We start from the raw sequence: 26,918 nt of genomic DNA, 5'->3' as shown, positions 1-26,918 counted from the left end.
CTCCGCAAGCATCAAATATTTAACCAATCTTCACTTCTAACTCTTAGCATGGTTTATGTAAAGAAAGTTTTCCTTAAAAACTCAACCACACCAAGTAGGAAAGCATTAATCCAATGACAATTAATGCCAGCCAGATAAAGCGATTATCCTTGGTATTGACCTGGCTCAGATCGACAAATTCTGGTTCCGCAGATTTGTTTTGTCCTGAAGATTGGTGAGGTTTAACAGTTACACGAATTTGCGATTCATTTTCTGGTAACTTGCCCAGATCAGGAATTTCCGTCATCCACTCGTTAGGTCTTTTCAGCTTTGGTGCTTTTAAAATGTATAGTAAATGCCGAGCTTGTTTGCTAGTTTCTGAGTAGGGATGGCGTTTAAGTTGTTCGCAAAGTGCGATCGCTTCCTCTGTTCTTCCAGCCGCTTCATAAGCTGTCACTAGCCATATATCAACTTCACCCCCAAAACGAGAATTGCGAGACAAGAGGGCGCTAGCTTTTTCCAGGTTTTCTACAGCTTCTCGGTAATGCCCAGTTTCAAAAGCAACTTTCCCTGCTTGGTAGCGAGATTTGGCAATTTCTAAACTTTCTGTACTCACGTTTTGTAGACAAATTAGTACTGCTTTAATTTATTGTGCCAATCTCCGCAATCTTTTTGGAATCTGGCAAAATTAAATTAGATAGAGATCTAAATTTTCATGAAGTAGCTACAGGTATTTTTTAGGTATTTGTAGCTAATAATTCCGCGTTATCAAATTTTTGGAGAAGCAAAATATGGATAACATCAAGAATTGGCTCGGTACAGGTATCACTCTGGCGTTGATCGGTGCTACAATCGCCCCCGCTTCTGCCGAAATGGTGATTATTATTAATGGTGTGAGACAACACTCGGATGGTGTGAGTTCATATGTTTACAGTAACTCGATCGCTACTCCCATACCTATCAATGGGGTAACTGAGCAAATACCGTGTAACACAGATAACTACTATCGTCGCCGCACTGAGTACTACCAACCCAGAACTACTGTTTATTCTGATCCTCCATACCAGCAAACTATCATCAATCCTAGTTTGACTTATCCCAATTTAGTTAATCCCATCTTCCGCAACTCGACACTGAGAAATCCTGTGTTTGAGCAGCGTTCTGAATATCATCAAAATCATCAACGATTTAGAGGGCGATCGCGCGGAATTTTGATTTATCCGCGTTAATCAGTCGCCGAGAATGAAGGTTCTAGTGGTCTATCGCATTAATTGTGATGCGTCGCGGATGTTCAGATCCCCGACTTCTTAAAGAAGTCGGGGATCTCGCAGCACCGCAAAATTAATGCGATGAACCACTAGGGATTAGAGATTTGCATATCCTCGTTTTGGGTGCGTTCGTTGTTCGCTAAACGAACGGCTGGTTTTGCTGCGGAAGGCTACGCGGTAAGCTAAGCTATGCCCGAAGGGCTTTACGTTCTTGGGAGACTGGCTTTTCGGCTATATCTAAGTGTATATACTTAAATAATTAATTTTAATTGACAATATTTTTACTAATTTGTACTCATTGAGAATGGATGCAAAAGTGCAACAGGGAAACTTGAGCAGTTGAGAGTTCAGTAACAGCGATCACATAACTCTTCTTAACATAAAAGAATTTTGCACTAACATAGATGATTACAGCTAATTTGTAATCCATCTGACAGAGTATTTACACAGAATAATATTAAGATTGTATTAAGCCATAAGCATTTAATCGCTGCTCATGTTTAAGCAATGCTTAAAAATATCTAACTTTAGACCGATGTTATAAACACAACCAAAACTATAATTCTAGATGTCAAGTGCGTTGAATAAAAACTACCGCTACATCAACTAGCCAGCTAATAAAAACTATTTTTTATCCAGCAAGTTTATCGAGTGCAACAAAAAATTAATAAAGATTTAATATTTTTTTTGAGACAATAAGTATAACTACCGTAAATAACATAGAGAAATGGCATGAAAACTGAAACAGTAAATTTACCCAGATCTATTACTCATCATCTGAGAATCACTAGTATAGCAATCTTATTGATCAGTGTTTACTTGGTAATTCCTAAAACTGCCAATACTACAGCAGACTTGAGTGTTGTGAATGTGAATAGTTTTAGCACTAGTGGTGAAAGCTTAACCACGCTAGGAGCTACTATTCAGGATTTAAAAAAAACTTATACACCACCGAATTATGGTGGGCCTGACAGTCAGCATGGTAGTGGTACTCGCTGAACTACCTACATAGATGCAAGCGGTCAGTGACTGGTTAATCATGGCTCGAAGATTTTTAATAGTTTAAGATTGGGCATTTCCACCAATGATTTTTTTGGACAAGGGTGTGAGCTTGCCAATCGAAGTCTGTCTCCGGATAATCTGAGCGGTAGTGTCCGCCCCGGCTTTCGGTTCTAAAAACAGCGCTTTTGAGAATTAAATCAGCCACATCTAGCAAATTACGAGTCTCAGCCCAAAGTCGCAATTGTCGTTCGACATCAGGTAATTTTAAACGAGCTGGTTCTGCTGGAGTTAAAGATAGCAGAAATTCACTCAAAGGTAAGGCAGCAAAATCTCGCTGCCAAGATTCAACAGTGGTGATCGCGGCTTCCAATCCTGACTGCGATCGCGAAATCCCTGCACTTTGCCAAACCAATCGCGGTAACTTCTGACGCAGTGTTTCTAAGTGTAATTGTTGTCTATTCCACTGCTCAACTTCTGTTTCAAATTCTCGGATTGGCAGCATTGATGTCTCTTTTGGCGCATCAACAGGCAAATCAATATTGGCCATCTGTGCGCCAAATACGATACATTCTAAAAGAGAGTTACTGGCTAAGCGATTGGCTCCATGCACTCCAGTACTGGCGGTTTCTCCCACAGCGTACAAACCAGGAATATTTGTCCGATTCATCAAATCTGTGACAATTCCACCCATCCAGTAATGAGCCGCCGGGGCGACAGGAATTGGTTCTTTAAAGACATCAATACCCCAATGTTGACAAACTTTAATGATGTTGGGGAAGCGATGACGAATCTTGTCAGCTGGGATGGGGCGCATGTCTAACCAGACATAGGCAGTGGAAGGATCAGCTGAAGTACGTTGCAAATGGCTGAAAATAGCTCTACTAACTATATCGCGAGGTGCAAGTTCACCCGCAGGATGGTAGTCAAAGGCAAAACGCCGTCCCTCATTGTCAACCAGGTGTGCGCCCTCACCGCGTACAGCTTCACTGATGAGAAAGCGATCGCTCCCTGGTTTAGTCAGGGCTGTAGGGTGAAATTGGACAAATTCTAAATCGCGGAGGATCGCCCCAGCACGGGCAGCGATCGCTACTCCATCACCTGTACTCACAGCCGGGTTAGTAGTTTGCGCAAATACCTGCCCACCACCACCAGTTGCCAGTACCACCGCACCAGCTCTAATCCAATGGATTTCGCCTTGATAAAATAGGCTAACTCCTTGAGTTTGATCACCTTGCGGTGTCATCCACAAACTCAAAGCCAAAGCCTGCTGAATAATTTGAATATTGGGGCGGCGCAATACTTGGGCAGTCAGGGTTGTGATCACTTCCCTACCTGTGGTGTCAGCGGTATGGAGAACGCGATTACGAGAATGGGCAGCTTCTAAAGTTAAAGCCAAAGTATTACCATGACGGTCAAAAGCTACTCCCAACTCGACTAGAGATTGAATACAGCTAGGGGCGTGTTCGGCAAGGAATTCTACCGCTGCTTTATCACACAAGCCTGCCCCTGCCCGCATTGTGTCTTCAATATGTAAAGTTGGAGAATCTTCAGGGGCGATCGCGGCAGCAATCCCACCTTGTGCCCAATCACTGGCAGACAAAGCAACTGTTTCTTTGGTAATTAAGCCGACTCGCAATGACTCTGGTAGACAAAGTGCTGTATACAGTCCCGCAGCACCTGCACCAACTACTAAGACATCAAATTGGCTAGGAATATCTAATTCAGGCAAGGTAAGAGATTTAGGGGTTTGGGGTGATGTGACAAGTATAAGTTTTTTTCAACAACGCGCTCAACCGGACTGGGAAGAAAAAGCTGTTTTCTCGGTTCCGATGAGAGTCTTGACTCATATTTTGAGTACAAACCTACACCTGTGAAGGAGAGGAGGAAGAGGGAACAAAGGCATATATTGTCCATTGTCCCCTACTTCTACCCATTTTTTAGCAAAAAATGCTACTCCAAAACAGTAGGAGTAAGCGCTGATTCACTACATTAACTGCACTTGCAGTTATCTATAAATGCCATTGTTAAAGCGATCGTCTCCCTCGTTGAAGGCAGGTTCTAGTTCTGTCACTGTAAATTTATCTAAATTGGCTTGCAAAGTTTGTTTTTGGCGATCGCTCAAGCCGGGAAGTTCCAAGACATCCTCTACCTTTTGGTATGGAGCATTCTTGATGATTTGCTTAGCTAGGGTAGGATACAAACCTGGATACTGTTGAAAAGCACGGACGTTGGTATTGTTCAAATCAATTTTTTTACCGAATTCCGTTCCTAGCTTAGCGTCTGCCCGATTCTGCCCAACTGCCAGAACCGAGACTTGGGGAAGAGTAAAACTATTGAAACTGGCAGCTTGGGCTACCTGAGTTGTTCCCAGCCATCCCCAACAACCGAGCAACAAGCTAAACACTGTTAATAAACGCACCAATCCTTTCACGATTTTTTTACCTCTTTCCATCAAACTGAAATAAAATTTTTAAGCTAACAGATGTCAACAGTCCAAGATCCATAGTCAAGATGATTGACTATTGACTTGTGACCCTTGACTAAAAGCTGTTTGCCTAATCAACACACAGCAGTCATCAGAAACTAATATACAGCTTAATGAACTACCCACAGTTGGCTTTGCCTGAACTGTGGGTTTCTACATCCCTCAGTTCGTGTTTAGCAAGGCTTTGTGTAGATTTTTGTCGCTTCTTCGCCCCTAGTTGCCGCATCTGTCAGCTTGCTTGCACTTACTGGTAGACGTGGTAGAGCTAGGCGACTCTGCGACTGCGAAGCCAGTTCCTGACTCCGGTAGAGTACCTTTTGCCCAGTAAAGCATTACTTGAGCAGCAGCAATATCCCGGTCTTGCGAATATCCACAAACAGCACAATTATGTACACGAATATCGAGGGTTTTCTTGTGTTGATGACCGCATTTTGGGCAAGTTTGACTAGGCTTTACTTTCTTGGTTGGAACTTCTACAAATACACCACCAATTTGCTCAACTTTGTATTTGATAGTGCTGCGAAGCATTCCAAAACCCACGTCAAGTATTGACTTATTCAGCCCAGCCTTCTGCTTTTTACGCTTGCCTTTTTTAGCTTTACTTGTCATCTTTATTACCTGAAGGTTCTCTGTTGCAACGAAGCTATTACCGCTAACAATGTCTGCTGCAACTTGATGTACCCAATTCTGGCGCTGATTAGCAACCTTGCGAGTTATCTTGCTAACCTTCGATTGAGCTTTTTTATATCTTCTAGAAGCCTTGATTTTCTTCTTTCTATTTGGTGCTTGTTTCCGTCGTTTATTCTTGGATGCTTTTTTAATTAGCTGTTCAGCGTTTCTCAAAAACTTTGGCGCTTGAATCTGTTGATGATTTTCCCCATCAGTAATTGATAATGCTGATTTACAACCTAAATCAATACCAATAGCACCAGTTGGTAAAATTTCAGTCTGTAGCACTTGGTCTAAAACATCAACTGTGATTGAGGCGTACCATTTTCCATTGTGATAAACGATAGTACAAGTAGTGGTAATTCCCCAATACTTAGCCTTACCACGCATCTGGATGCGTCCAATTTTTGACAGATTCAAATAACCATTTTCGCCATTAGATTCTACGGAATAACCGCTTTTGGCTGGATATGTCCACCCTGAGTAATGACGAATTGATTTGAACCGTGGACGCTTACCTAATCCTTTAAACCAACGTTCAAAAGCGAAATCAACACGCTTCAAAGTCGCTTGTAAAGCTTGGGAATTGATTTCCTTATACTCTGTCCAAACTTCTTTAAAAGCTGGTAAAGAGTTCTGTTGCTCAAAATAGCTAACAGAACGATTGAATTTTTGATATTGAGTAAATCTGTTGTACACAGCGCAGTTGTACAAGTCTTTGTGGAGCTTTCGGTGATACCTCAAAGACCAAAGAATTTGTTTGTTTGGGTATAACCTAAAAGTCATTCGCCTTGTAGCCACTGCTTTGCAATCTCCTGTTTTATTTGTGATGTTGATTATCACACAGGATTGGGGGATGGGGCATGGGGCAGAGGGGATGAGGGGACAAGGAGGACAAGGGAGATAAATAAGAAATGACCAATCCTCAATACTTCGACTTGCGAGAGTACAAGTGCCCAATGCCCAATGCCCAATGCCCAATGCCCAATTACCATTGACTATAATTTTTAGGTGGGGAATGGGTTTACAATTTATTGTTCCAGGGCGACTCGCTCCCGCGTCCAGCCATCAATAGCATCACCCAAAGCGGTAGTTAAGTTATTGCGGGTTTGGGCGTGGTTATCTTGTTCGGTTTTCAAAGCTTGCAAGAGGCGATCGCGTTCTTGAATGACTGTCAATAATTTAGTTTTCAATTCATCCGCTGATTGGAGTTGTGCGATTTCTTGTTGAATAGCTGTGACTGCTGTGCCATCAGGGAGTGCGCCTGTATCTAAACCTTGGACTTTTTGCAGTTCTGCTTTGAGGGATGCGATCGCCTGCTGAGATAACTGAGTATCAGTGCGTCGTTGTTCTGCCTCTGTGTTATACAGTTTACGCCATTTTTGGGCACTTTCCCAAGCTGCATCGCGCTCGTGCTGAATATCTACTATCTGCTGTCTGAGGGACTGGATTTCAGTCAACCATTGTGTTGTTAAGTCTTGACTCATAGTGATTTTTGATTAGTTAATAGTCAATAGTCAATGGTCAATTGTCAATGGTCAATTGTCAGTTGTCAGTTGTCAGTTGTCAATCGTCAATGGTAATTGGGCATTGGGCATTGGGCATTGTGCTATGGGAAGACATGGGGAAGAAAACTCCCCAATCAAGAGTTTCAGAATACCAAAATCATGTACCAGTATCGTTTTGTCCGCTTCTTTCGTCACCTCAACTGGCGGACGCTCAAGAAAACTTTTGCCAGGACAATGGAAAGACGACTTTTGGGACTTGCTTCGGAAATTGCTTTCAACGCTATGCTGTCACTATTTCCAGCAATTCTGGCTTTGGTGACAGCTATTGGCTTATTTGCAGAATCCTTGCAAGACACTTTTAAACAATTAGCGATGCAGTTGAGTCAAATTGCACCAGACGAAGTGCTAATTCTGATTAGTGATTTTGCCAGAACAGAAATCGCTAATTCCAAAAATAGCGGTTTGTTTTCTCTCAGCTTTGCGATCGCAATTTGGACTGCTTCGGGAGCGGTAAGTACTGCAATGACGGCTTTGGATCAAATTCATCAAGTTCCCCCACATCAAATGCGTCCCTTTTGGAAAGCCAAGCTGATTTCTCTGGGATTAACAATCGGTACTATGTTGCTGTTAGTATTAGCGTCATTTTTAGTTTTTATCAGTGACCTACTCTTGAAAATAGCAGTGCAAGAAAATAATTCTTTAATTTTCCTGTTTGATATTTGGGAATTGTTACGCTGGCCTGTAGCTTTAAGTATTGTTGCTTTTGCCTTTGGCTTTGTTTATCGCTATGGCCCTAGTATCTGGAATCCAGGGACACCAATGATGCCAGGAGCTAGTTTAGCAGCAGTTTTTTGGGCAATTTTGTCTGCTCTGTTTCGACTTTATGTCGCTAATTTTGGTAACTACAATAAAGTATATGGTGCTGTGGGGGCTGTGATTGTCTTAATGCTTTGGTTGTGGATGAGTGCTGTTGTTCTTCTCGTAGGCGATCAATTAAACGTCACAGTCGGTGAAGATATGCGCCCCCAAAAACAAGCAACTTTTCTTAAACAAAATTAATAATTTTACTGCTAATGACAAATGACAGCCAAAGTGCTGTAAATAACTATTGAACTTCCAAAAGCGATCGCACTCATGCCTGATTTACCTTCTCGATATCCGATGATTGAACCTGATGCTAAAGCACCTACTGTGCGGCGGCTACGTCAGCTAAGTAGGCTCTTGGATAACTTGATTACCATTCCCGGAACCCAGGTTGGTGTTGGTTTAGATCCTATTTTAGGATTATTACCTATTGGCGGTGATTTTGTCGGAGTTATACTTTCTTGCTACATTGTCGTAGAAGCAGCGCGGATCGGTGTATCTAGAGCTACTCTCGGCAGAATGGTAGTTAATATCATAGTGGATGGTTTGGTGGGCGCTTTCCCCATGCTGGGAGATTTGTTTGATTTTGCTTGGAAAGCTAACACTCTAAATATACAACTGTTAGAAGAACACTTAAAGTCTCCCCAACAAACTCAAAAAGTAGATAAGTGGTTTATCTTAGCACTTGTAGCGGGATTATTGCTAATTGCCATTATCTTAGTTATATTGCCTATGATAGTAATTAGATGGCTGTGGCAAGCCTTAACTGGTGGTTAATTAATTAACTTATAAATGAATGAAAGATTGGTGGCAAGCTACTTTTCCTAAAGGGCGGCAAAGTGTAATTATTACTGATAATCAAGGGTATCCTGTACAAATTGCTTATGGTGAAAAAGGTATAGGTAAGCCGCTAATTTTTTTACATGGCATGGGCACTTGGAGCTACAATTGGCGTTATAGTATAGCTCCATTATCTAAATATTGTCGGGTAATTTCTTTTGATGCCAAAGGCTACGGGTTTTCCGAAAAACCTTTGAGTAGACGAGAAAATAACGGTCATCAAATTGTTGAAATAGCGCGAATAATTCAGGAATTATGTGATGAACCACCTGTAATTGTTGCCGAATCTTTAGGGGGATTAGTTGCCCTTTCCCTGGCTCAAGAATATCCAGAATTAATCGGGCGGTTAGTAGTCGTTAATGTGCCTATTTTTGCCGAAAGATTACCTCATTGGGCAATGTGGATACTGGCGCAAACGCCTTTAGAAATCATCGAAACAATTGATTCTTTACGGCTAGCATATTTATTTGCACCGCTATTTAGAGAAATTATGGCGATGGAAAGGCGGCAGGTGCTATTTAATCCCTCAATCCTCACCGAGGAAGATATCCATTGGATAACTTATCCTTTTATTGAACTGCCTGGGACGATAGTCAAAGTTGCTGAAGAGTTACAAATAGCAGCCAGAGAAATTGAAAATTGGCAAGCTCAAAAACCAAATTTACTCAGTAAAATTCAAAGTAATTTAAGTGCTATTCAATGCCCCACACTAATTTTATGGGGTCAGCAAGATAGTTGGTTTCCTGCTAGTCATGGGGAAAAATTGCATAAATCTATTCCCAATGCAAAATTACAAATTCTGCCTAACTGTTGTCACGATGCCGCAGCCGATTCTCACCAAGAGGTAAATACAGCGATTGTTGAATTTCTCAAAGAGAGCAATTTCTTATAAGTCCCTGCCAAAAAAAACGATTTAGCCATGTTTGCCCTGATATCCCCAGAAAAAATTCAATTGCGCCCTGGTTCTGTGGTGCGGTTACCTGCTACTTGGCAAGAGTATCAATCTCTCTGTGAACAGCGGGGAGATGGTTCAATTCCCCGTATCAAATACCGCGATGGAGAAGTATTGCTGATGTCGCCTTTGCCTGTACATGGACGAGATGCTCATTTGGTTGCGGATATTGTGAAGACACTTTTGGATCATGATGAACGGGAATATGATGCGTTTACCCCTGTAACCATGACCTTACCAGAAGAAAGTGGTATTGAACCAGATTATTGTTTCTACATCGACAATTGGCAAGCGGTTTCGGGAAAAAAGCGGATTGATTGGACACAAGATCCGCCAGCGGATCTGGTGATTGAAATTGATGTGACTAGTTATTCCGATGTCCAAGATTATCTTCCCTACCGTGTACCGGAGGTTTGGTTATTCAAAAAGCAGCAGTTATTGATTTACCAGATACAAGGAACTGATTACCAACTGCAAACCCACAGCCGCTATTTTCCTGAGTTTGACTTGCAAAGTGCCATCGCCCGCTGTGTCCAAATTGCCTATGAACGTAACACCAGCGCCGCTATTCGTCACCTTAAACAACAATTAAGCAACAATTCTTAGTGTTATCCTGTGTTGGTTCCTGCTTCTATGGGTACGCAAAGCTGGATTTTACTGGGAACTGAAAGAAGCGATCGCTTACCACGCTTACCAAAATTACAACATATATAAGAAAAGTTACAACATTAAGTCTTAAAGTTACAACATTACTTATAAAAGTTCCAATATTAAGTCTTAAGGTTACAACATTACTTATAAAAGTTCCAATATTAAGTCTTAAGGTTACAACATTACTTATAAAAGTTCCAACATTAAGGCTTAAGGTTCCAACATTACTTATAAAAGTTCCAACATTAAGGCTTCAGGTTCCAACATTACTTATAAAAGTTCCAACATTAAGGCTTCAGGTTCCAACATTACAGCATCTTCCTGTAAATGAACCACAAACAGACCTCACTTCCATTCCTCTCTCCTACCTCTCCCTGTTCTCTCGCTTACCCGACATACCGCCCGCAGGCTAGAAGCCTGGGGCTAACGCTACAAAGCCCAGCTTCGTGGGCTAAATTTTCTTAGCCCACAAAGCTGGGCTTTGTTCGATTAGCCGCACCCGGAGGTGACGGCTCTATTGCGGGATAAGCGAGGGGTCTTACTACTTCTTTCAATATACAAGGGTGTGTTGCGCAGCGAAGGATTTAGCCCCCAGATCATTCAATTACGAATTACGAATTACGAATTACTTTAAAACGTCGGCTTTTCAAATAAAACTAAAGACAGAAAGAAATCCATCATAAAAATTGCCACCCAAGTAGTGACAACTGCTGTTGTGGCGGACTCTCCTACTTCCTTTGCTCCACCTCTGGTAGTTAGCCCCCAGCTACAGCCATTGACAGCAACTATAGCTCCAAAAAGAAATCCTTTGAGCAAAATAATCCACAAATCTGATGGTTCTAAAAAATTTCTGACGGAATCTAAAAATGCTTCTGGAGTAATTTGATAAAACTGTGAGCCGGCAAAAATTCCACCGATGATGCCTGTAACTAACCCAAAAATTGTTAATAATGGTGTCATCAAGCAGCAAGCAATCACTCTCGGAAGTACTAGATAATCAATGGGATCGGTTCTGAGCATATGCAGTGCATCAATTTGGTCTGTGACTCGCATTGCACCTATCTCTGCTGCAAAAGCTGAACCTACTTGACCGGCAATAATACTCGCGGACAATATGGGAGCCAATTCTCTGCAAAAAGCTAAGGCAAATGCACCACCTACAGCATTCAAAGCCCCAAATTGCACTAATTCTCTAGCTGTTTGAATGGTAAAAATCATACCAGCAAACCCACTGACAAGAAGAACTGGAGAAAGTGAAGCGGGGCCAGCAGTCACCATATGTTCGAGAATTTTACGATGATAAGTTTTTCCTTGGAGTAAACGTAGTAATACTTGACCCAAGAGAAACATTACGGCAAAACAGCGAGAAATCGAAAATTGCTTGATATTTTTTCTACATTGTACTTTTACTACCATCTGTTCATCCCTCAAAATGATTGTTCAAAATTGGCTTTTGCTGAAAATTTGGTTGTTGTAGGAGATTGAGGGACATATCTTGACTGTATGAATTTAAGGTAATCAAATAACAACGGCATGTAGTAATTGCTGAAGACGTTAAAAGAATACCCCATTCTAGTTGGTTGTGGTCAATTTTGGATATAGCGGAGATCTCGCAGATTAGGGGTATGGGGCATGGGGCATCCCTACCCTGCGGGAACGACTTCGTCGAACGGCTCCGCTCAGGGCAAGTGGGCGAGACAGGGGATTTTAATACCTGGTTGTGGGTAATTTCTTGCCCTTAAGGGCGGGATCTATTGATCGTCAGGTGGGCAGTGCCCACCCTACTATGATAAGGTGCAAGATGTTAGTTAACTAAATGTGCGAATAAAAGCACCCTGCCAAAATGCAACTTTGGCGGGGTGCTGTTGTTTTCTAATGGTCAACAAATTCTTGGGAGTCCCCAGGCTATCGCTATTTATTTCTGAATCAAAAGTTAGAGACGGTTACCTTAATACCAGAATCGAGAGGAGGAACTTTGAAATATTCAATTGGTTCAGCAAGCTGAGCTGTTGTTTTAGTTGTCGGCTGCTGACATGGCGTAAATAAAATATTCGGGTTTTTGATAATCTCAAATGGGTTAAGTTTTTTGCATTCTTTGTTTTGCTCTAGCGCAATTGTATTGGCAGTAGCTGGAAAAGAATTATTTTGGTTGAGACTATAACCCCATTTACCAAGCAGGGTTACTGGTTTTGTGGCTAAAACCCTAGCCTGATTATTTTGATTTGTTGCAATTGGAACATTTTTTTGATTAGCATAGGCACTCTGGGTGATGGTAAGCGCACCAATGACAACGGCTAAGGCTAGGGGAGCAGATTTCATAAATGCTAAGTTTAGCTTCTAATGTAGACTTCTGTTGTGTTGCTACATCAAAGACTTGCCATTTTTCGGAAGATGGGAAAGAAACTTGAGCATGGCTGCGGCGACAGTCTCCGGTGATTCAATCAAGAAGCCGTGACCACCATCTTCAAAAACGATTAGTTCGGACTTGGGTATACCTTGGGCTAGTTGTTCAGAAAATTTGACTGGGGTGAGAATATCTTGTTTACCTACCAGAATTAAGGTAGGACATTGGATATCTTTGAGGCGTTGTGTTGTATCACCGCCCAGGATAGCTCGGCTTTGATGATATAGTCCATGAGGGCTGGGCGAAAATGGGTAGTGAAGCCCTATATCGAGAATCATGTCAATCATCCCAGGGATAGAGTAGAAGGCATCGGTAAATATCCAAGGCAATATTACTTGCTGATAAAGTTTCCGGTCTAGGGTATGAGCGAGTTCACCCCAGGTCGAGATAATACTGTTGAATAAAGTATCACCTTTAGCTAAGGATGAGAGTAGTATCAAATTTTGTACTTTTTGTGGGTGTGCTAATGCTAGTTCTTGAGCAATAAGACCACCCATTGAATGGCCTGCGACATGTACCTTCCTGATGCCAATGTGTTCCAGCAGTGCGGCTGTATCAGTTGCCATTTGCTGAATAGTGTAGGGACTGTCAGGGGCGGAACTTCGCCCAAAGCCGCGATTATCCAAGCGAATTACCTGATACTGCTTCACGAGTGAAGGCATTTGCAATGACCAGTAGGTATGATCGCTAAAGAAACCTGAAATTAATAATAAAGGCTCGCCTGTTCCTTTAATGTCATAAAACAGATCGATGCCATTAACGTGAATTTTGGGCATAAGTCAGTAGGCGCAATTTAACCGAACTATGTAAAGTTAGGGGGAACTCGGGGCCCCCTGTGGGGATAAGGGGGAAAGGGGAAAGGTTAAAGGTTTTTCACCTTTCTCTTTACCCTTCTTAATATAGTTATGTTTATTTGCGTTGGTCTAACTTGAAAATAGGGGTTAGGGACTAGGGGAACCAGGGTTAGAGAAGAGAGATTTTCATGTTTGGTTGTGGGTTTTTCCCATGAGGGGCTAACTTGAAAATAAGACCCCGCTCCCAACGCCTAAGCGCAAGCGAGGAGGAGAATCAGAAATTTTTTAGTGTGTCCTGGTGTACGCAGTTCATGACGACTGCTTTTGCTTGACTAGCCAAAGGGAAAGTAAAGCGATCGCAATTCCTGTAATCATAAAACAAGCAATATAGCCGAAGCGATCGACAATCCTACCAAAGGCGGCTGCACCAATTCCCTGGCCGATAAATAAGTTAAACGCAAATAGTGACACCGCAGTACCCCTAGCTTCGGGTGCAAGTTCTGTGGCTTGGGTTTGGAGTGTGCTGTGCATCATGTAAAAGCCTAATCCCATAAGAATATTGAAGGGGATAAACAGCACCCAATTCTGCAATAATGCGATCGCTAAAAAAGAGATACACATCAACGCCCCACCAACTCCCATCAAGCCCCTTTCTCCCAATGAACGCACCAACCAGTTAACACAACGGCTGTAAATCAGTCCACCTAATCCAAAAGCACTGAGCATAAAACCGATCGCTACATAGGGTAAGCTGTATCTGTCTCTGAGGAATGCACCAACATAAGCAAATCCCCCAAATAAACAAAAACCTTCGATAAATACGCCGATAATTACAGTCTGGGCGACTGGTTGAGCGATCAGTTGGAAATAAGGGCCCAATGTTGCCCAACTAAAGGGAATTTGAGAATGTTGTCCATTGTTGAGTTTGCCCATCTTGCGCCACAATGCGATCGCAATCATCAGGGAGACAACGCCAAATACTAAAAAGATATCTCGCCAGCTAACATATTCCCCAAAGATACCGCCCAAACTACCGCCGAGAATTTGTCCTAACACCAGCGCACTCAGATATCTGCCAATCGCCGCTTGGCGTTGAGAGTAGGGGAAGTTGTCACCAATGTAAGCTAGGGTAATGGGGATAATACCCGCCGCCACCATGCCTGTGAGGAAGCGTAGTAGAGTTAAAAGCAAGATATTTGGCACAAAAGCACAAGCCGCAGTCCCCACAGCAAAGGCTGTCAGCGCGGCTGTAATGACTTTGAGTTTGCCAATGCGATCGCCCAATGGGCCGTAGACTAATTGAAATAGCCCATAAGGAATTGTGTAGGCACTGACAATAATCGCCGCACTACCGACACTCACCTTAAACTCGTCAGCGATAATGTGCAATAGTGGGTCAATTACCCGGACATCAGCAATTACCATAAAGGCAGCTGCACCCAACAGCCCTAATGAGACAGGCGTATTACCTGCGTTGTTCATAATTGAGAACAGTTTAAAGGCCAAAACATCTATTATCCGGCCGCTCAAGAAAATCCAAAAACCTAAAAATTCGTAGTCAGGACTTTGGTTTTCAACATCGGGACTGAAGCGGCGATATTTGTGAATTTTAATTAAATGTATTGATTAACACTACTAATTGCAGTTTATTTCTGGTGCATTACTAATAATTATGGTAAGTAATGAGTTAAAAATCGCTGTGATTGCAGGCGATATAAAAACTAATTTAGATGACCAAATTTTGCGGACATATCATGTTAATGTGATTGCAATTAATACAGGTATTATTGTCATTTAGATTCGCAAATGGTAGCTGGTGGCATTCATCGTTGGGAACATGAATACAATCCTTCAGACTTGGATTTAGTATTGGTGGAAAATGTTGTTAATTTAGTTTGTCCGGCTAAATTTGAAGTCGTAGAACACGCTAAAGTTGCGTTATTAAGTATTACCGAAGGAGAAGATAAACCTTTTAGCTGTCTGCTCATTAATTTCTTAAGTGTCTTAACTGTCCTTGTCAGGATATTTGATTACTGGTATATATTTAATGACTAAAATAAACAGGACTTAGGCAACGGGCAGACTAAATCAAGGTGAGGTTAGGCAAAAGTCCAGAGTCAAAAGTCCAAAGTATAAAATCTCTTGTTGACTATTGACTATTGACAACCTCAACTAAAAATTTACGACACCCAGCTTTAACCCTCACAAATTTTCCCAAAGGAAAAATAGCAATGTCTACAACCACAGTCGAAACATCAGATATCGCATCAGATATCCAAGTATTGCCATTCTTCGCCAAGTTCTTGCAAGTGCAATCTGCATCTGAAAATCCAGAAACTCCTACTCCCCCTCCTCCACCTCCTTTCACTTTCAAGTTTCCTTCTGATTGGGAAGACTACTAAATCAGAGCGATAACCATCGTTCATTCAAGGAGTAGCATTGCTCAAATCGCTGAATGCTACTCCTCAGACCCATCAACCGAGAATCTGGACAACCACTTTTTGAGGTAGTTCTGAACCACCTCAGAGCTAAAATTCAACCTAGAACATTTTTTATCCACCTGTCGCGTGACGTTGTTTTATTAATCACCCACAGTGGCAATTTTTCACAATAGGATGTCGGCGCATGGGAACATCATCAGCTGACTGATGAAATAGTGCGTCGTCTGCAAACTTTTATGGATAGTTTTGGGTAGATTTCATTTTCACAAATATTTTCCGAGCCATTCTTTGAAAAATTATTCGGTCAGCTAAAAGATATATTTATCCAGCCAAAATATTCTTCTGAAGGTATATAAGAAATTTTAAAGCAATATTTTGGTGATGCGCTGCTAGCAAATAATCTTAAAGAAGGTTTTGTTACTGCCGGAGAATTAGAACGATTGTTTGAACCTCTAAGTAAAGACAGTCCTAATTATTATAGTCAAATGGTTACATTATAACGAAGATATTTGTGACTCATCTGTAAATTCATTTGCGGAACCTCTGTCAATGGGAGCATGATGCGTCAAGACTTGGCTCATAAGGCAGATGCACTTGTTTTTTGCTCGGGTTAAAATTTGTAACCAAGATTTGTAAGCAAAAGTATAGGTGATGAGTACTATGAATCTTTCTGATATAGAAATAGAAGTTTTACTTTTTGGAAAATGGCGTTTTAATACAGATTGGGAAAAAATTTCTATTGAATTTAAAGATGATATGACTTATGAGCAAAGCAGGATTCAAACATTCATTTTATCTAAACCTAGAGAATTGATCACAGGTAATAAATTTAATGGTGTATGGTATGTCAATGATGGAAAACTGTGTTTGATTCTTAAGACTGTTCCCAAATCTTTTTTAAATTTACAGTTAGCGATATTACCTAAGGTTTTTCTTGCAGATATGGTAGTTAGTATCGCTTCTTTATTTCTTACAGAGAAATATGAACTTACTGAAATTAATAATTCTAAATTTATCATCAAAGATGAACAGCAACCAATTGTTGCCACAAAAATAAAATAATTTTGCAAATTACTGAGGTAGTTTCTACTCTTTTACATCTTTGACAGATTTTCTCTTAACTATTATACCCAAGTTTTTTAAAGCTTCATTGTTGCTGCTAGTCACATGAGTTAACTTTTTACCCAATAGATAAAAACTGCCACTAATCTGGACAGAATTGTACAGTCCATTCTTGGCTTTTTTAAGTGTTATGGTTGCGTTTTTCTGATTTCTTGCGCCTTTGAGGATTAAAACGCCACCAAAATTGAAGCTACCAGACACAATTAATTTACTGCTATTAACGCTTGCAATGATGTTAGCGAATTCGTAACCCAAAAACTTGAGATTTCCCGCAATACTGGCAGAATTACTAATATTACCATTAGTCCCTGGGTTGAAAGAGACTGTAGCACCATTGAAAGCTAAAATACCAAAATTGAAATTACTGCTAGCTTGAAACCCAGTTTCATTAAGACTAATACCTAACGAGGTGAATTGTTTTCCTAGGAAGGTAACATCGCCTAAACCAAAAAGTTTTTTATTCGTCAAGTCAAGTTTGAAACTAGGAACGTTCAGTTTCAGAATATCCCCTAAACCGAGAGAACTATTATTAATAGTCACCTGCTGAGTGTTAAATGATAAAGTTCCGCTACCCAAAGATTGATTAAAAGCAGTAATATTTGCGGTTCCCTCTGCACTTTGATTTGTCAAATTAACCATGAGGATGGGAATATCGACAGTCAAGAACCCTGCTAAATTGAATTTGGTATTCTTCAGCGCTACACTATTCTTAGTAACATCAAACGTTATACCAGCTAAGGTATTTCCTAAAACTAAAATCTTTCCTGAACCGCTACCACTACCAGATTTTAAATCGATACTGAGAGCATCAACATCGATACTTAGCAAATTAGCTAAATTCAGGTCAAAGTTTTTAAAGATAGCATTGGTAGGCGTAATTTTAAATTCAACATTAACAATTTCATTGTCAAGAATTTCTACATAACCATCACCCATGAAATATTGCTCGGTGGGTGTCACCTTCAGTGCTAAATCTAAAGTATCGTCATCCGTTCCGCCAATTTTTACCAATCCCAAATCAATTTCCGAAACTTTTAACAAACCTTCAATATTACTGAAAGTTTTGTCTCCCTGAAGGCTTAAAGTTGCGTCACGCTCCCAAGCCGTAATTTTACCATTAATTTCCAATCCTTCTGCTATCGGGTTACCTGCAATTGTCGTCGGGAAAGGAACATATTTAATTAAGGGGTTGAGTTCTCCATCTTTATCCCTATCAATTGATTCGATGTTTAAATCTACAAAGTTTTCTAAAAACCCTAATGCTTTGTTAACCAAATCAGGGTGAAAATTAGCTTGGTTGAGAATAAAAGCACTAACTGGCCCCCGCCACAAATCTACTAAGTTAACTACTTGATTGGTATTTAAAACTAAAGCTAATTTTTCCGGATCATTAGTATCAATGAGGAATGCTACCTTGAGGTCTATTTTTTCCCATCTCAAATCACCAATGAAGCCAAAGTTATCAAAATAGGGAGGTAAATAAGTCCCACCTAGCTGAAAACCGACATTGCGAAATTCAGTTCCCACCAGTCCATAGGGATTAGACCAAGATTTTTCACTTTTTTGATAGAAAAATGCGGTTAAAGATTCGGGTTCGAGGGAAAGATTACCAGAGAGAAATAATGTAGGTTCGTCTTTTTGCGTGGGATCATAGCCTTGAAGAATCAGATTTCCAGTTAATCCGAAGTTTGGCTCTAAATCAGAACCAATATTTAAACCAAGGAGCAGGTTATTAAAAGTAGCATTAAATTGTTCCACAGAAAATAGTTGCATATTCTGAGGAATATGACCTGTTAAGCTAACCTGTCCTCCAGGATCAAAGCTAATTAGTACTCTTAGGTAACTAGTTTCTAACTTGCTGTTAATAAAATTACTAAAATTTGTATCGAGATTATTAAAATTAACATCTCCAATAAAGTTGAATCCTCTGCTTAAGTTAATTTGACCTAACTTGGGATGGTCAAAAGGATAGCCAGTATTAGTTATGATTATTTCTGGTTTAATTAGCTTTAAATCTTTGATAATAGGGATGCTGTTCGTTAAATCACTAAAATCAATTGCCCGGTTTAATTGATATTTTAAGGTATTTTCTTTACCAAAGATAACTTCAATGTTTTGGCTATTCAGTAAGCCTGTAAAACTAAAGTCAAATCCTTTAATACTTTTAATAATACCGAAGGTTGGTGCGGAAATTATCAATTGCGAATTTCCGAAAATTCCAGCAATAATACTATCAAAAGCCTGTTCTATGAATGGGACAGGACTATGAATACTAAAAATATCGTCTAAATTTAACTGCAAATCATTGGCAAAGTTTAAGTAAATCCCCGAATTTGATAAGACTAAACCTACATTATCTAAAGACTCAAGTTGTAATTTTAAAGTCTCAGGTAAGGTAATGCCTGGTAAATCGCTGAGTAAGCTAATAATATATCTCGAATTCAGTTGGGGAATAATGACTTGATAGGATTGTTGGCGGTTAGCTACTACCTGAATATTAATACTGGGATTCCAGACTTTAAAAGTTTGCAACTTAGGTTTATTTCTACTTAAACCTAAGTTTAACAAATAGGCATTGAGCATTTCTTGAATCTCAATTTTTCCCAAGAATTTGAGATTGAGAAATTTATTGCCTAGTTGAAGTTCAATATTACTTTGATTAATAAAGCAGTCTTTGACAAATTGGGGTAAAACAGCGCTGTTATTCAATAGTGTGTTGGCTTCTGTTGGGGAAAGGTGGGAAATGTTGTTTGTCATTTGTTAGTTGTCAATTGTCAATTGTCATTTGTCAATTGTCATTTGTCATTGGTCATTGGTCATTGGTCATTTGTCTCCCTCATCTCCCTTGTCTCTCTTTCCCCCTTCCCCATCACTCCGGTAATCCCTCCAAAATCTCTCGCGCCACTGTTGCCCAATATAGCGGTTATCGGTTGAGTTCAATACACTCTTTTGGGCACGGCAGTGCCCATTGGTGTCAACTTAAGCTCAAACGCTTATTCCACATGCATTTTACCCCACCCCTCAATCCCCTCCCCGTTTACGGGGAGGGGAGGTTTTGCGTCAGCAAAGCCGGGGTGGGGTAACGCGGATCTTGATGGTAGGCGATTTAATTCAAAATTACGTCTTGATCAGGGTTTGGCGTTAAGTTGACACGTATGGGCAGTGCCGTGCCCCTACACGCGACGATATAATTTTGTATTGCATCTAAACCAGAAGCGCTATATTCATCTTTATACTCAACATATATCGCCAACGCTGTCTTTGCTTCTGCAAGCAATCCTAAAGCGTGGTAAGTGAGTGCTTGGTTATAGCGATCGCCATATTCGATTTTAATAGCCAAAGCTTGTTGATAATTGCGCCGCGCTTCCTCAAATTCTCGCAAATTTTGGGCAACTCTTCCCAATTGGTGGTAAATGTTCGCTAGCTTATTGTGAGCGCCTAGCTCTTGCTCTATCTCTAAACAATGCTGCTAAAATTTCTTAGCCTGTGCAAATTGCCTCAAGTCTAAGTAAGCTTTATTTCTTGAGGTTCCCTTAATTATAGTGGTTTTCACTTGGGTGCAATACAACTGAGGGCGGGGAAACCCCACCTCTACAGGCTTTGGGATTTAAAACTTTACCTCACTCAAACGAGAAACGCTATATTGCAAGCCGATGCGATCGCATAACAAGCCGATGCAATTCAATTGCAGCCCGATGCGATCGCATAACAAGCCGATGCAATTCAATTGCAGCCCGATGCGATCGCATTGTCACCTGACACAATCGAATTGTCACCCAATGCAATAACATAACAAGCCGATGCAATTCAATTACAGGTCGATGCGATCACATTGCAGCCCGATGCAATCAAGCCCGCCAGTGCAATAGTTGACTCTTCACCGGATTGACAAATGGACGACCTTCAGATATTGAACGCGCATATTCTCGCTTTAACTGGTAATACCATTGCGCTTGCACATCTGAATCTTTAATCAGTCGCAGTACTGGATCGTACTTGAGACCAATTTGCTGCTTTTTAACTACTGTGAGGTCTTGTCCCAGAAAAGCCCGCGCGAATATACGGATCAACGGCTTGGCAAATGTTGCCCAAGTTGGTGTCCAATAAAGAGCAAAGGTGACTTCGGTTTCCGTTTCGGAAATTGGTGTAATTGCTGTGAGGTTACAAACTTGATGCTTTGCAGTTGTGGTGTTTTCTATTCGCACTCCCGGTATGCGAAATGAAATCTCGGTTTCCGGAATTCCGCCGCCAATGAGCTGATAAGCTTTACCTGTATTGGCTGGTAATTGGTGTTTACGCATGGTAAACCCATAAGGTGAAGGGTCAAATTGCTTAATTTCGTCGTGGAGTTGTCCAGAACGCCACCACCATACTCGATGAACATAAGGTGAATGGGCTGGATCGATCAAGCCTAAGACTGCATGATCGATAAAACAGGGGAACCGCATCACTTCTACTAACTGCGGCGGGCGATCGCCAAAACCGGGAATCACCGGAATTTCCATATCTGAGGCGGGAGACTGAGATTTACCAGTTTCTGGCATATATATCCAGATATTACCCTGACTTTCCCGGATTTCGTAGGATTCCACATTGTAGCGGTTTAAATCTACATTTTGCCCTTCTACTAAAGAAGGAATCACAGTACAACGTCCAGCATGGTTAAAACGCCAACCGTGATAACAGCATTCTACTTCCTGCCCATCAAATCGCCCGCAACTTAAAGGTATACCACGATGGGGGCAAATATCCCGCACAGCAAACACCTTACCCTCTTGGCTACGACACAGTAATACTGGTTCTCCCAAGAAAGTACGGGCGATCATCTTCCCAGGCTTCAGGCGATCGCTAGGCAAAGCATAATACCAAACATTACGCAAGAAAAAGTTGTCTGTTGTCATTTGTCAATAGTCAGTTGTCATTTGTCATTTGTCATTTGTCATTGGGCATTGGGCATAAGTCATTTCTTATTTATCTCCCTTGTCCCCCTTGTCCCCCTTGTCCCCCTTGTCCCTAATCCCTAGATTGCTCACGTTGTTTGCTATACTCTCGCAGTTTCTGTAATAGCTGTTCTGAGGATGGTTCAGGGGTGGATAAATTCACCGGGGGCTGGGGGTTTTTATCTAGACTTTTTACAGCCGGGGTTACAGTGTTAATTGTTACTGCCTGTTGCTTTATGGCTGGAGTGGGAACTACTGCATCTGCTTGATTAATCGATGCTTTGAGTGCATCTAAGCTAGCTGCAACTTGTACTTGCTGCTCCATTTGTTGTGTAGAAGATACCAAATTACTCAGACCATTCACTAATTGGCGCAGATTGCTACGGAATTTGGGATCGCCTGTCAATTCATCTAAATCAGAGGTGATTTTTTGGGTGTTTTCAAATGTGAGTCTGGCGGAATCTAAGGTTTGTTGCAGTAATAAGGCGTTTTTTGGATCGTTTAAAGAGTTAGTGGCCGTGCGTAAATTTGCTGATGCTTGGGCTGCATTTGCTGAGAGAGTTTCTAAATTTTTGATGATTTCTCCTTGAGTTAGGCGATTGACCGCAGGTGATAAGGTAGTGAATGTAGTACGTAGTTGGTTGCTGGTTTCGGTGAGATTGTTCAACGCTGCAACTAAGGTCGAACGATTTGATGTGACTAGGTTATCAAGATTAGTTAATAGTCTACTTGCTTGCCCTGCGGTGAGACTAAATTGTTTTGCGGCTGAGCCAAGTTCATTAACTGTGCGAGTAGAAGATGTAGTTAGTTGATTTGTCGCCCGTTGTACGGAAGTTGCAGTGGCAGCAAATGTGCCTAGTTGACCTTGTGCGTTTTTAGACAAACTTTGCAGATTCTGGCTGAGAGCAGTGAGACTAGTTGCTGCGGCTGTGGAGGTTTCTAGTAGCCGCTTGACATCTCGCTTGAATTCTGGGTCATTGTATCTAGTTGCTAAATCAGTGCTGCTGCGAATCAGTTCATCAAGACTGATACCAATTTGACCTTTTAATCGAGTGCCGTTACAAATAATTAAATTTTCAGTCTGGCAATTTTTGTCTAGGGGTTTAGCGATCGCAGTCCCACTAGGTAGAGAACTTTTTGGTCTAATATCTATAATACTTTCACTAATCAATCCACTTTGATTGGCTTCTACTACCACATCCTTAGGAATGATTAAATCAGGTTGGAAGATTTCAATTTCGACTTCTATATTATTAGGCTGTGGGCGAATGGCGGAAATAGTGCCTACTTTCACGCCCCGGTAGCGGACTGTTGCGCCTTTTTGCATCCCGCCTGCGTTAGCAAATTCCACAATCGCCTTGTATGAACTGCGACTAGCGGTCACTCGATTCAACCAGACGACTATTAGCCCAAAGACTCCCAGTCCCATGAGGAATAAAAGCCCTACAGAACCTTCTCTAACTGTACGCGATCGCATAATTTTCCTCCATCCATCTAGCCGACAACCTGAATTGGGCCTTGCACACTTCCACTCATAAATTGTCTAATCAATGGATGGTCTGTGCTATCTATTTCATCAACTGTACCCTGCCATTGCACTTTACCTTGATACAGAAATATGATTTTGTCCGCAGTCCGACGAATGGTACTATCTTGATGAGTCACAATCGCGTAAGTACTGCAAACTCCTTGTGATTTTTGCAAATGGCGAATTAAATCTTCGATCACTGTGGAAGCAATGGGATCGAGTCCGGCGGTCGGTTCATCGTATAGTAAAAGTTCTGGCCCTTGTTTGTCGCTATCGGGGTTAGACATAATAGCACGGGCAAAACTGACTCGTTTGCGCATCCCGCCAGAAAGTTCCGATGGGTAAAGTTCACCGATTCCTGGTAAACCTACCATTTCTAATTTGGCATTGACCATGTCTCGAATCCGCGATCGCGATATTTTGGAATTTTGATACAGTAAAAACCCGACATTTTCTTCTACTGTTAAGGAATCAAATAACGCCGCTTGCTGAAACACCATCCCAATCCCAACATTCTCAGCTGCATCCTCAATCAAACCATTTCGCCGTACCCCTTGGATATAAATTTCTCCAGCATCGGGAAGCAACAATCCCGCAATTACCCGTAAAATTGTCGATTTACCAGTCCCAGAAGGGCCAATAATTCCTAGTGCCTCTCCCCGATAAATGGTCAAATCTATATTATCTAAAACCTTATTGCTACCAAAGGACTTAGACACGCCTTTTAATTCAATTAATGGTTCATTAGTCATTGGTCAGTTGTCATTGGTCAGTTGTCATTGGTCATTGGTCATTAGTCATTGATTTTAGACAAAGAACAAAAGACAAACGTAATTGGTTTTAGACAAAGGACAAAGGACAAAGGACAAAGGACAAAAATGCAAGATAAAGATTCTGTCATAGTAATTGGTAGCGGTATTGGCGGGTTGTGTGCTGGGGGATTACTTGCTTATTATGGCAAGCGAGCGATCGTCTGTGAAAGTCATCTAACTCCAGGCGGTGCTGCTCATAGTTTTAGACGACGGGGATTTGAATTTGATTCTGGCCCTTCTTTCTATTGTGGTCTGACTGACAGCCAAAGTTTAAATCCAGTCAAACAAGTTCTAGATGTTTTGGGTGAATCCATTCAAGTTATACCCTACGATCCTTTGGGACACTACCATTTCCCTGAAGGCACTATTGCAGTTTATAGCGATGCTAAGCGTTATTACCCAGAGGTAGAGCGCATTACGCCGCTAGGTGCTACAGAACTCCAAAGGTTTACGGAACGCTTGTTAGGCTTGTATGAAGCAATGCGGGGTATTCCCACTTTAGCGTTGCGGGCAGATTGGCAGGTAATATTAACATTACTTAAAAATTACTTACCTTCTTTAGTAAAAATGTTACCCTACTTGCCGCTGGTGCAAAGTTCAGCTGGTAATGTAATGGATGCAACAGTGCAAGATCCTTGGGTGCGACGGCTGATTGATTTAGAATGCTTTTTGCTCTCCGGTTTAAAGGCTCATGGAACAATAGCGCCAGAGGTAGCTTTTATGTTAGGTGAACGTTCCCGTGCTGGAGTTGAGTATCCTGTGGGGGGGAGTGGCGCAATTGTTCAGGCTTTAGTTAAGGGCTTAAAACGCTGGGGGGGACAGTTGCACTTAGGATGTCACGTTGAGCAAATATTGGTGGAATCAGGTAAAGTTGTGGGTGTGAGGTTGGAAAGTGGGGAAATCCTCAAAGCGCCGATTGTAATTTCCAATGCGAGTATTTGGGATACCTACAATCATTTATTACGTCCCGAAGATTTGCCGGCAAACTATCGCCAAGCAGCTTTAGAGACACCAGCGGTTGATAGTTTTATGCATTTACACTTAGGTATCCGCGCCGATGGCTTGGAGAATTTAACCGGACATCATGTGGTGGTTCATGATTCTCAGCAAGATATTACGGTACCAGGAAATACCTGCATGATTTCGATTCCCAGCGTGTGGGATGCTAGTTTAGCGCCAGAAAGACATCATGTGATTCATGCTTACACCCTGGAACCATATACTGGATGGGAAAGAAATCAGGAATATGAAGAAAAGAAACGACAGCAAGCCCAAAGTTTATATCGCGCTTTAGAGAAGATTATTCCTGATATTCGAGAGCGTGTAGTAGTGGAACTGATTGGTACACCGTTAACTCATGCCCATTATCTCAGAAGATATCAGGGAAGCTATGGCCCAGCGATCGCAGCTGGTAAAGGTATGTTTCCCAGTACCCACACGCCCATAAAAGGTTTGTATCGTGTTGGTGATAGCACCATACCAGGAATTGGTGTCCCCGCAGTCGCCGCATCTGGAATTTTGTGCGCTAATACTTTAGTAAATAGGCATTGGGAATAGTGACTTCAGAAAGCTTCCGATCAGTGGTGGGTTGCTCCATTTGTAAAAGCAATTGAGGCTGGGATTAAAGGAGAATCAACTTAAGTCAGAATTTAGGTGATTGTCCATTCAATCACCATGATTCCACCTCAAAGCTTCAACTTTCAACCTCAGATCTCAAAAGTTGCACTTCAGAACACGAAAATCCGAGATCGGAACACCAACATCCGAGTAAAAAGCTCAAACATTTCCCTTCTGAACTCCAAACTTCGCCTTCAGAACAGCAACGTTGAGCCTCTGAACTCCAAACTTCGACTTCAAAACCTGAAACTTCCCCTTCCGAACTCAAATATTCAACTTCAGATGTCAAAGTAGCGAGCAAAAAGCTGAGAATTTGAGTTACAAGAGATATAGCTTACTGGCATAAGGGTGAGAAAATGAGTAAAACTCAAACCCAATTACCAACAGATACATGGATTCCTGCTTCTTGGCAAGAATATTTACAAATACTCACCGATCTGCTGAACAATCAGGCAAAAAGTTATTACTATAAAGGACACATGAGGCTGGAGATGGCACCAGTTAGCTTTGATCATGGTCAAAACCATGTGGTAATTATCTTTGCGGTAACTTTATTTGCAGCCCTCAAAGGAATTCCAGCCACAGGTTTAGACACAACCACCTTTCGTAAAACTGGAATTCAGGATTGTCAGCCTGATGTTGCCTATTATGTGAGAGAACGTGCCCAATCTATCCCAACTGGTACAGGAATTGTCAACCTTGATTTGTATCCTGCTCCAGATTTAGTCATTGAGATTGCGAAAACTTCTTTACTGGATGACTTGGGTACAAAGCGAAGTCTCTACGAAGATTTGAATGTATCAGAATATTGGGTAGTAGATGTGCAAAATGCCCAAATCATCGCCTACGCTATAGCAGAGCAGGGTAGTAAACGTATTCAAGTATCACAGGTATTACCAGGATTAGCGATGTCTATCTTAGAAGAAGCTTTACGCCGTAGCCGGGAAATGAATCAATCTCAAGTTGGAAGTTGGTTAATCAGCCAGTTTCAGTAATAGTCAATGGGCATTGGGCATTGGGCATTGGGCATTGGGCATTGGGC

General features: G+C 41.4%; 26 protein-coding genes and 1 pseudogene. 12 read left to right on the top strand and 15 right to left on the bottom strand.

The genetic code is table 11. The features are described from left to right. Positions 1 to 73: 73 nt before the first annotated feature. Complete coding sequence (locus AACU32_RS13160; protein ID WP_096600134.1) at positions 74 to 595, bottom strand: tetratricopeptide repeat protein; 522 nt, start codon at positions 593 to 595, stop codon at positions 74 to 76. 175 nt (positions 596 to 770) lie between these two features. Between AACU32_RS13160 and AACU32_RS13155 the strand changes: the two genes are divergently transcribed. Then, positions 771 to 1,208, top strand: a complete 438-nt coding sequence (locus AACU32_RS13155; protein WP_096600133.1) for a hypothetical protein — start codon at positions 771 to 773, stop codon at positions 1,206 to 1,208. 771 nt (positions 1,209 to 1,979) lie between these two features. After that, positions 1,980 to 2,246 (top strand): hypothetical protein, encoded by a 267-nt coding sequence (locus AACU32_RS13150; RefSeq protein WP_339377833.1) that lies wholly within the window; start codon positions 1,980 to 1,982, stop codon positions 2,244 to 2,246. 55 nt (positions 2,247 to 2,301) lie between these two features. On the opposite strand, the gene nadB is transcribed toward AACU32_RS13150, so the two are convergent. The 4 genes from nadB to AACU32_RS13130 form a co-directional block, all read right to left on the bottom strand. Further along, positions 2,302 to 3,978 (bottom strand): L-aspartate oxidase, encoded by a 1,677-nt coding sequence (gene nadB, locus AACU32_RS13145; RefSeq protein WP_096600131.1) that lies wholly within the window; start codon positions 3,976 to 3,978, stop codon positions 2,302 to 2,304. Positions 3,979 to 4,254: 276 nt separating this feature from the next. Continuing rightward, complete coding sequence (gene psbU / locus AACU32_RS13140) at positions 4,255 to 4,680, bottom strand: photosystem II complex extrinsic protein PsbU (protein ID WP_096607980.1); 426 nt, start codon at positions 4,678 to 4,680, stop codon at positions 4,255 to 4,257. A 267-nt stretch (positions 4,681 to 4,947) separates the two neighbouring features. Then, complete coding sequence (locus AACU32_RS13135) at positions 4,948 to 6,189, bottom strand: RNA-guided endonuclease InsQ/TnpB family protein (RefSeq protein WP_339377832.1); 1,242 nt, start codon at positions 6,187 to 6,189, stop codon at positions 4,948 to 4,950. A gap of 245 nt (positions 6,190 to 6,434) precedes the next feature. Next, entirely contained in the window at positions 6,435 to 6,890 is a 456-nt protein-coding gene (locus tag AACU32_RS13130) for a hypothetical protein (protein WP_096600129.1), read from the bottom strand. 180 nt (positions 6,891 to 7,070) lie between these two features. Between AACU32_RS13130 and AACU32_RS13125 the strand changes: the two genes are divergently transcribed. The 4 genes from AACU32_RS13125 (at position 7,071) to AACU32_RS13110 (ending at position 10,173) form a co-directional block, all read left to right on the top strand. Continuing rightward, complete coding sequence (locus AACU32_RS13125) at positions 7,071 to 7,970, top strand: YihY/virulence factor BrkB family protein (RefSeq protein WP_096600128.1); 900 nt, start codon at positions 7,071 to 7,073, stop codon at positions 7,968 to 7,970. A 75-nt stretch (positions 7,971 to 8,045) separates the two neighbouring features. Further along, positions 8,046 to 8,552: a DUF4112 domain-containing protein gene (locus tag AACU32_RS13120; RefSeq protein ID WP_096600126.1), complete on the top strand. Its 507-nt coding sequence runs from the start codon at positions 8,046 to 8,048 to the stop codon at positions 8,550 to 8,552. A 19-nt stretch (positions 8,553 to 8,571) separates the two neighbouring features. Then, positions 8,572 to 9,507 carry an alpha/beta fold hydrolase gene (locus AACU32_RS13115; protein WP_096600123.1) on the top strand — a complete coding sequence of 312 codons (936 nt, stop codon included), beginning with the start codon at positions 8,572 to 8,574 and terminating at the stop codon, positions 9,505 to 9,507. Between the two features lie 27 nt (positions 9,508 to 9,534). Then, complete coding sequence (locus AACU32_RS13110) at positions 9,535 to 10,173, top strand: Uma2 family endonuclease (protein ID WP_096600121.1); 639 nt, start codon at positions 9,535 to 9,537, stop codon at positions 10,171 to 10,173. A 675-nt stretch (positions 10,174 to 10,848) separates the two neighbouring features. Here the strand turns inward: AACU32_RS13110 and AACU32_RS13105 are convergent. From AACU32_RS13105 to AACU32_RS13090, 4 genes are all read right to left on the bottom strand, one after another. Beyond that, positions 10,849 to 11,634 carry an MlaE family ABC transporter permease gene (locus tag AACU32_RS13105; RefSeq protein ID WP_096600119.1) on the bottom strand — a complete coding sequence of 262 codons (786 nt, stop codon included), beginning with the start codon at positions 11,632 to 11,634 and terminating at the stop codon, positions 10,849 to 10,851. A gap of 510 nt (positions 11,635 to 12,144) precedes the next feature. After that, positions 12,145 to 12,537, bottom strand: coding sequence for a hypothetical protein (locus AACU32_RS13100; protein WP_096600117.1), 393 nt, complete (start codon positions 12,535 to 12,537; stop codon positions 12,145 to 12,147). 42 nt (positions 12,538 to 12,579) lie between these two features. Next, complete coding sequence (locus AACU32_RS13095) at positions 12,580 to 13,398, bottom strand: alpha/beta fold hydrolase (protein ID WP_096600115.1); 819 nt, start codon at positions 13,396 to 13,398, stop codon at positions 12,580 to 12,582. Between the two features lie 327 nt (positions 13,399 to 13,725). After that, positions 13,726 to 14,898, bottom strand: coding sequence for an MFS transporter (locus tag AACU32_RS13090; RefSeq protein WP_096600113.1), 1,173 nt, complete (start codon positions 14,896 to 14,898; stop codon positions 13,726 to 13,728). A 190-nt stretch (positions 14,899 to 15,088) separates the two neighbouring features. On the opposite strand from AACU32_RS13090, the gene AACU32_RS40715 reads away from it, so the two are divergent. The 4 genes from AACU32_RS40715 to AACU32_RS13075 all read left to right on the top strand — a co-directional run bounded on the left by AACU32_RS40715 (position 15,089) and on the right by AACU32_RS13075 (position 16,919). Then, positions 15,089 to 15,214, top strand: a complete 126-nt coding sequence (locus AACU32_RS40715; protein WP_445223175.1) for a hypothetical protein — start codon at positions 15,089 to 15,091, stop codon at positions 15,212 to 15,214. Between the two features lie 8 nt (positions 15,215 to 15,222). After that, positions 15,223 to 15,471 (top strand): hypothetical protein, encoded by a 249-nt coding sequence (locus tag AACU32_RS40710; protein WP_445223174.1) that lies wholly within the window; start codon positions 15,223 to 15,225, stop codon positions 15,469 to 15,471. 176 nt (positions 15,472 to 15,647) lie between these two features. Further along, on the top strand, positions 15,648 to 15,818 hold the full coding sequence (locus AACU32_RS13080) for a microviridin/marinostatin family tricyclic proteinase inhibitor (RefSeq protein ID WP_096600111.1): 171 nt from the start codon (positions 15,648 to 15,650) through the stop codon (positions 15,816 to 15,818). Positions 15,819 to 16,517: 699 nt separating this feature from the next. Next, complete coding sequence (locus AACU32_RS13075; RefSeq protein WP_096600109.1) at positions 16,518 to 16,919, top strand: hypothetical protein; 402 nt, start codon at positions 16,518 to 16,520, stop codon at positions 16,917 to 16,919. 24 nt (positions 16,920 to 16,943) lie between these two features. Here the strand turns inward: AACU32_RS13075 and AACU32_RS13070 are convergent, their stop codons facing one another. The 6 genes and pseudogenes from AACU32_RS13070 to AACU32_RS13045 all read right to left on the bottom strand — a co-directional run bounded on the left by AACU32_RS13070 (position 16,944) and on the right by AACU32_RS13045 (position 24,199). Next, positions 16,944 to 19,736 (bottom strand): hypothetical protein, encoded by a 2,793-nt coding sequence (locus tag AACU32_RS13070; protein ID WP_339377831.1) that lies wholly within the window; start codon positions 19,734 to 19,736, stop codon positions 16,944 to 16,946. A 349-nt stretch (positions 19,737 to 20,085) separates the two neighbouring features. Beyond that, positions 20,086 to 20,436: pseudogene (locus AACU32_RS13065) on the bottom strand (tetratricopeptide repeat protein); the annotation flags it as partial. Positions 20,437 to 20,617: 181 nt separating this feature from the next. Further along, on the bottom strand, positions 20,618 to 20,770 hold the full coding sequence (locus AACU32_RS13060; protein WP_339377830.1) for a hypothetical protein: 153 nt from the start codon (positions 20,768 to 20,770) through the stop codon (positions 20,618 to 20,620). 57 nt (positions 20,771 to 20,827) lie between these two features. After that, the gene (locus AACU32_RS13055; RefSeq protein ID WP_096600105.1) at positions 20,828 to 21,880 is read right to left on the bottom strand and encodes an aromatic ring-hydroxylating oxygenase subunit alpha; all 1,053 of its coding nucleotides are present in this window, start codon (positions 21,878 to 21,880) and stop codon (positions 20,828 to 20,830) included. Positions 21,881 to 21,992: 112 nt separating this feature from the next. Further along, positions 21,993 to 23,396, bottom strand: coding sequence for an MlaD family protein (locus AACU32_RS13050; protein ID WP_096600103.1), 1,404 nt, complete (start codon positions 23,394 to 23,396; stop codon positions 21,993 to 21,995). A 17-nt stretch (positions 23,397 to 23,413) separates the two neighbouring features. Continuing rightward, complete coding sequence (locus AACU32_RS13045; protein ID WP_096600101.1) at positions 23,414 to 24,199, bottom strand: ABC transporter ATP-binding protein; 786 nt, start codon at positions 24,197 to 24,199, stop codon at positions 23,414 to 23,416. Between the two features lie 126 nt (positions 24,200 to 24,325). Here AACU32_RS13045 and AACU32_RS13040 point away from each other — a divergent pair, with 126 nt between their 5' ends. Then, positions 24,326 to 25,816, top strand: coding sequence for a phytoene desaturase family protein (locus tag AACU32_RS13040; RefSeq protein ID WP_096600099.1), 1,491 nt, complete (start codon positions 24,326 to 24,328; stop codon positions 25,814 to 25,816). 416 nt (positions 25,817 to 26,232) lie between these two features. Continuing rightward, positions 26,233 to 26,871 carry a Uma2 family endonuclease gene (locus tag AACU32_RS13035; RefSeq protein WP_096600097.1) on the top strand — a complete coding sequence of 213 codons (639 nt, stop codon included), beginning with the start codon at positions 26,233 to 26,235 and terminating at the stop codon, positions 26,869 to 26,871. Positions 26,872 to 26,918: the final 47 nt, after the last annotated feature.

Origin of the sequence: Calothrix sp. NIES-2100 (assembly GCF_963875285.1) — a bacterium.
GTDB lineage: Bacteria > Cyanobacteriota > Cyanobacteriia > Cyanobacteriales > Nostocaceae > Aulosira.
This window is presented reverse-complemented; position numbering and strand designations above follow the sequence as displayed.

Bases quoted from the DNA above. Each gene is read 5' to 3' on its own strand.
- AACU32_RS13155 (WP_096600133.1), top strand. From the start codon at position 771: ATGGATAACATCAAGAATTGGCTCGGTACAGGTATCACTCTGGCGTTG.
- AACU32_RS13150 (WP_339377833.1), top strand. From the start codon at position 1,980: ATGAAAACTGAAACAGTAAATTTACCCAGATCTATTACTCATCATCTG.
- AACU32_RS13135 (WP_339377832.1), bottom strand. From the start codon at position 6,189: ATGACTTTTAGGTTATACCCAAACAAACAAATTCTTTGGTCTTTGAGG.
- AACU32_RS13130 (WP_096600129.1), bottom strand. From the start codon at position 6,890: ATGAGTCAAGACTTAACAACACAATGGTTGACTGAAATCCAGTCCCTC.
- AACU32_RS13125 (WP_096600128.1), top strand. From the start codon at position 7,071: ATGTACCAGTATCGTTTTGTCCGCTTCTTTCGTCACCTCAACTGGCGG.
- AACU32_RS13120 (WP_096600126.1), top strand. From the start codon at position 8,046: ATGCCTGATTTACCTTCTCGATATCCGATGATTGAACCTGATGCTAAA.
- AACU32_RS13115 (WP_096600123.1), top strand. From the start codon at position 8,572: ATGAAAGATTGGTGGCAAGCTACTTTTCCTAAAGGGCGGCAAAGTGTA.
- AACU32_RS13110 (WP_096600121.1), top strand. From the start codon at position 9,535: ATGTTTGCCCTGATATCCCCAGAAAAAATTCAATTGCGCCCTGGTTCT.
- AACU32_RS13105 (WP_096600119.1), bottom strand. From the start codon at position 11,634: ATGGTAGTAAAAGTACAATGTAGAAAAAATATCAAGCAATTTTCGATT.
- AACU32_RS13100 (WP_096600117.1), bottom strand. From the start codon at position 12,537: ATGAAATCTGCTCCCCTAGCCTTAGCCGTTGTCATTGGTGCGCTTACC.
- AACU32_RS13095 (WP_096600115.1), bottom strand. From the start codon at position 13,398: ATGCCCAAAATTCACGTTAATGGCATCGATCTGTTTTATGACATTAAA.
- AACU32_RS13090 (WP_096600113.1), bottom strand. From the start codon at position 14,898: ATGAACAACGCAGGTAATACGCCTGTCTCATTAGGGCTGTTGGGTGCA.
- AACU32_RS40715 (WP_445223175.1), top strand. From the start codon at position 15,089: ATGGTAAGTAATGAGTTAAAAATCGCTGTGATTGCAGGCGATATAAAA.
- AACU32_RS40710 (WP_445223174.1), top strand. From the start codon at position 15,223: ATGGTAGCTGGTGGCATTCATCGTTGGGAACATGAATACAATCCTTCA.
- AACU32_RS13080 (WP_096600111.1), top strand. From the start codon at position 15,648: ATGTCTACAACCACAGTCGAAACATCAGATATCGCATCAGATATCCAA.
- AACU32_RS13075 (WP_096600109.1), top strand. From the start codon at position 16,518: ATGAATCTTTCTGATATAGAAATAGAAGTTTTACTTTTTGGAAAATGG.
- AACU32_RS13070 (WP_339377831.1), bottom strand. From the start codon at position 19,736: ATGACAAACAACATTTCCCACCTTTCCCCAACAGAAGCCAACACACTA.
- AACU32_RS13060 (WP_339377830.1), bottom strand. From the start codon at position 20,770: ATGTTATTGCATTGGGTGACAATTCGATTGTGTCAGGTGACAATGCGA.
- AACU32_RS13055 (WP_096600105.1), bottom strand. From the start codon at position 21,880: ATGACAACAGACAACTTTTTCTTGCGTAATGTTTGGTATTATGCTTTG.
- AACU32_RS13050 (WP_096600103.1), bottom strand. From the start codon at position 23,396: ATGCGATCGCGTACAGTTAGAGAAGGTTCTGTAGGGCTTTTATTCCTC.
- AACU32_RS13045 (WP_096600101.1), bottom strand. From the start codon at position 24,199: ATGACTAATGAACCATTAATTGAATTAAAAGGCGTGTCTAAGTCCTTT.
- AACU32_RS13040 (WP_096600099.1), top strand. From the start codon at position 24,326: ATGCAAGATAAAGATTCTGTCATAGTAATTGGTAGCGGTATTGGCGGG.
- AACU32_RS13035 (WP_096600097.1), top strand. From the start codon at position 26,233: ATGAGTAAAACTCAAACCCAATTACCAACAGATACATGGATTCCTGCT.